General features: G+C 46.5%; 2 protein-coding genes. One reads left to right on the plus strand and one right to left on the minus strand.

Going from position 1 to position 4,811, the window contains the following annotated elements:
• Positions 1-169: 169 nt before the first annotated feature.
• Positions 170-1,405, minus strand: coding sequence for an NAD(P)-dependent oxidoreductase (locus LN893_RS20210; protein ID WP_229973214.1), 1,236 nt, complete (start codon positions 1,403-1,405; stop codon positions 170-172).
• A 259-nt stretch (positions 1,406-1,664) separates the two neighbouring features.
• Between LN893_RS20210 and gcvP the strand changes: the two genes are divergently transcribed.
• Positions 1,665-4,583, plus strand: coding sequence for an aminomethyl-transferring glycine dehydrogenase (gene gcvP, locus LN893_RS20215; protein WP_229973216.1), 2,919 nt, complete (start codon positions 1,665-1,667; stop codon positions 4,581-4,583).
• Positions 4,584-4,811: the final 228 nt, after the last annotated feature.

A 4,811-nucleotide genomic window follows, 5' to 3' on the forward strand; every position in this document is an offset into this window, starting at 1 on the left:
CAAAGGTTGAAATAAACTACTCCAGAGGCCTAAGTGCCTGTAAAGGAGAAAGATTAATTTTGGAATACCTTCAGTCTGCCGATCTTTCACAGTATCCGCCTGCCGCGGACACTTAGGGATAACCAACGCCGCCGCACTTTAGTTCATAATATACTAAAAGTTTTTACTACTATACTCTCTCTTTTACTACAACACTTTCAGCATAGTCTTTTAAGTAACTGTAGCGCTCAGTCAGTTTTCCTCTTTTGGCTATTGTTCCTCTTCCCAGCACTCCTACTTTATCGCCATTGAACAGATGCGGGAATACGTTATCTATTAAGTGGCGACCGAAATCTCGGGAGGCATTCCGCGGGAGTTCGCAGGGCAGGTTATCTACGGCCATTATAGTAATGTTACTCCCTCTGCTATATGCTGGCTCCATCTCTCCTGTCGCAGGATTATAATCATAAGCAGGATCAGGTATAGTGGTGGAGCGTTTGGTGCAAGGTATGGAGCCGTTTACATCGCAGGTGATGTCTGCAATGGTATTGATTTTAAAGTCTGGCTGGCGTGCTTCTTCTTCAGTAAAGAGCTTGGGCGCACGTGGGTTCCAGTATGAGCAGGCTAAAAGAATATCTGTTACGCGGGCAAACTTACGGAAGGTGGACTTATAGAGGTGCGGATTCTCGTAAAAATCGGGAGCATGCCATACCTCTACATCAGGACGTGTATTATAATCGCCTGAATGCAGTTGCGCGTATACGGGCTCCTCGAACTGCTTATATAAGTAGTCGAATACACTTACTTTTTTTATTCCCATCAAGTCCAGCACTTCCATAGCACCGCCAGCCACACGCCCTCCTCCTGTAACGGCTATCTTTACTGGCGGCAGCTGTTTCACTTTAAAAAACTCCTCCTGCATATCCTCTATGTCGTGGCAGAGGTAAGCTGGCTTCAACGAGAACAGGTCCCACTTCTTTCCATAAGTCAGTATGCCATTATAAGCTCCTACTATACCTGCATAGCGGCCAAAAGCTACAAGCCGCTGCCCGTTTGCGGTGGTTAGTGTTTCGTAATCTATCAGCGTGATGTTTTTAGCTAGCACCGCGCGCAGCAGTTTTGCGTTATGCGGCTGCTTCTTTATAGTATGGGAGAAGAAAAAGTAGGTTTTATCAGGTATAAGCAGATCAATGGGCACCTCTTTTACACCTAGTAGTACATCGCAATCGCTGAGGTCTTGCTGCAGCTTTATACCTAGCTCAGCGTATTCCTCATCTTTAAAGCAACGCACATCACTTGGCTGTACCACTAACTCTAGGTCTGTAAAAGCCTTTAGGGCCTCTACGCACTTTTTAGGAGTAAGGGGCACACGTTTATCAACAGGCACTTTGCCCTCTTTTATTATTCCTACTTTCAGCTTTTTCATAGGCCGATGCATAATGAATTCTTATACTAAAATAAGTGTTAGCCAAGCAGTAAAGCTTGCTGTGATATAGCCTCAGCAAGTATAAGATATGAACTTAGTAAGATAAGCGCTACATACTTCAAGTATTTAGCGTTTGTGTTTCAATATAATAAACATTAACTATACTTTTGCGGAAATCTTGCGAGAGCGGCCAAAGCTTAACTCCTTAAATTTTAAAGAATAGCATAACCATTCATTCCCAATCAATACTTCATCATATATGATATTTAAAATAAAACCTGCTGATGTATTTAAGGAGCGCCACAACGGGCCCGACAAAGAACAGATGCAGGAAATGCTCCGCACGATCGGGGTTGAATCTTTAGACCAACTGATTGAGGAGACTGTTCCTTCGGCTATACGCCTGAAGAAGCCGCTTAACCTGCCTGCCGCCTTAACAGAAACCCAGTTCCTGAACAAGTTTGCTAGCATCGCAAAGCAAAACAAACTATATAAATCGTACATAGGTCTTGGCTACCACGACACTATTCTGCCTGCCGTAATCCAGCGTAACATTCTGGAGAATCCAGGCTGGTACACTGCCTATACACCTTACCAAGCCGAGATTGCGCAGGGCCGTTTGGAGGCGCTGATCAATTACCAGACAATGGTGATGGAACTGACAGGAATGGAAATTGCGAATGCATCTTTGCTGGATGAAGCAACTGCTGCTGCCGAAGCCATGACGATGTTGCACGCACAGCGCAAAGGCTCCCGCAAGAACGCGAACCGTTTCTTCGTATCGGAGCAGGTACTGCCGCAAACAATAGATGTACTGTATACACGCGCTACACCGCTTGATATTGAGCTGGTAATAGGCGACCACCGTACAGCTGATCTGAACGACACTACTATATATGGTGCTTTGCTACAGTATCCGGCTGCCGACGGTGAAGTGTTTGACTATACTGATTTTATAAAGCAGGCGCATGCGCAGGAAATGCTGGTAGCAGTTGCCGCTGACTTGCTTTCTCTTACTTTATTAACACCTCCAGGTGAAATGGGTGCCGACGTGGTGGTAGGTTCTACCCAACGTTTCGGTGTACCGATGGGCTTTGGCGGTCCGCATGCAGGTTACTTTGCTACAAAGGATGCCTTCAAGCGTGTGATACCAGGCCGAATCATCGGCATTTCGATAGATGCGCAGGGCAAGCGCGCTTACCGCATGGCGCTGCAGACTCGTGAGCAGCACATCCGTCGTGAGAAAGCGACTTCTAACATTTGCACGGCTCAGGTACTACTGGCAGTTATTGCAGGTATGTATGCTGTTTACCACGGGTCACGTCGCCTGAAGTATATCGGCCTGAACATACACGCGCTTACGCAGCAATTAACCAATGGCCTTAAGTCTTTAGGTTTTGAGCAGCAGAATGCACAATATTTTGATACTATAAAAGTAGCGGTTGAAAGTGCCGACATGCAGGCAGCTATCCGTACGGAAGCTGAGGCAGCGGGCATAAACTTCCGTTACCTGGAAAATAATTACATTGGTATATCGCTGCACCAGAACACGGATCTGCAGGATGTGAAAAACATTTTGGCTGTGTTTGCCAAAGTTGCTGGAAAGTCTGCTGATGTACTTACTATAGATGAACTGCCAGGCGAAACAGAAATTACCTGGTCTGATAGCCTAATTCGTAAGAGCGAATTCCTGCAGCAGGAGGTATTTAACAAGCACCACTCAGAGCATGAGATTTTGCGCTACATGAAGCACCTGGAGAACAAAGATATTTCTTTGGTTCACTCTATGATTTCGCTGGGCTCTTGTACCATGAAGTTGAACGCTACAGCCGAAATGATTCCGATTACGTGGCCTGAGATTGGCAGCCTGCACCCATTTGCCCCAGCCGACCAGACAAAAGGCTACCAGCAGATATTTGCTGACCTGGAAGCTTGGTTGTGTGAAGTAACTGGTTTTGATGCGATGTCGCTGCAGCCAAACTCTGGCGCACAAGGCGAGTACGCTGGCCTAATGGTAATTCGTGCTTACCACGAATCGCGTGGCGATCATCACCGTACGGTTTCTCTTATTCCTTCTTCTGCACACGGAACCAACCCTGCTTCTGCTGTAATGGCGGGCATGAAAGTGGTGATTGTGAAGTGCGATGAGAAAGGCAACATTGATGTAGCTGACCTGCGTGCCAAGGCAGAGCAATACAAAGATGAATTATCTTGCTTGATGGTAACTTACCCATCTACACACGGTGTATATGAAGAAAGCATCATTGAGATCTGCCAGATTATCCACGAAAATGGCGGTAGAGTATACATGGACGGTGCTAACATGAACGCACAGGTTGGTTTAACCTCGCCTGCCAATATTGGTGCCGATGTTTGCCACCTGAACCTGCACAAGACTTTCTGTATACCTCATGGTGGCGGTGGTCCTGGCATGGGCCCTATCGGTGTGGTGAAAGACCTGGCTCCGTTCCTGCCTGGACATGCGGTGGTGAAAACTGGTGGCGAGAAAGCAATACCTGCTGTTTCTGCAGCTCCTTGGGGTTCTGCTTCTATCCTGCCTATTTCTTATGCTTACATTGCCATGATGGGCGGCGAAGGTTTAACAGAAGCTACAAAGGTGGCTATCCTGAACGCGAACTACCTGAAAGCTCGTTTAGAGAAGCACTACCCTGTGCTGTACATTGGTAAAAACGGCCGTTGCGCGCACGAAATGATCTTAGACTGCCGTAGCTTTAAAAAAGCAGGCGTGGAGGTAGAAGACATTGCAAAGCGATTGATGGACTATGGCTACCATGCTCCTACGGTTTCTTTCCCTGTAGCTGGTACACTAATGGTAGAGCCAACAGAATCTGAAGCACAGGAAGAGCTGGATAAATTCTGCGAAGCCATGATCTCTATCCGTGAAGAAATTCGTGAGGTAGAAGAGGGCAAAGCTGATCAGAAAAACAACGTACTGAAGCATGCACCGCATACACAGGAAGTTGTGCTGGTAGAAAACTGGAAACGCCCATACAGCCGCGAGAAAGCAGTTTACCCTGCGCCATACCTGCGCGAGAACAAAATGTGGCCAACCGTTAGCCGCATCGACAGCGCGTACGGTGACCGTAACCTTGTTTGCTCTTGCGCTCCGACAGAATCTTACAATGAACAAGACAAAGAAATGGTGGCTGTAGGCTAACCTTTTCTGTCTACCTATACTTCAAAGCCTGGCCCGAAACGGTCAGGCTTTTTGTTTACTCTCCATTTCGAGGTGTGTCTACCGCCGCTTATGCTTTAATGTAGTTGGGATATAAACTTAAACATTAAGCAATTTGCACTATAGGGAATAGCAGAGCTTCATATTCTTCTGCTACAGAGAAAAATACTTGGTACCTCTATAAAAGTAATGATAAGTTATAGTTTGCGA

The organism is Pontibacter harenae (assembly GCF_020907245.1).
GTDB classification, from domain to species: Bacteria; Bacteroidota; Bacteroidia; order Cytophagales; family Hymenobacteraceae; genus Pontibacter; species Pontibacter harenae.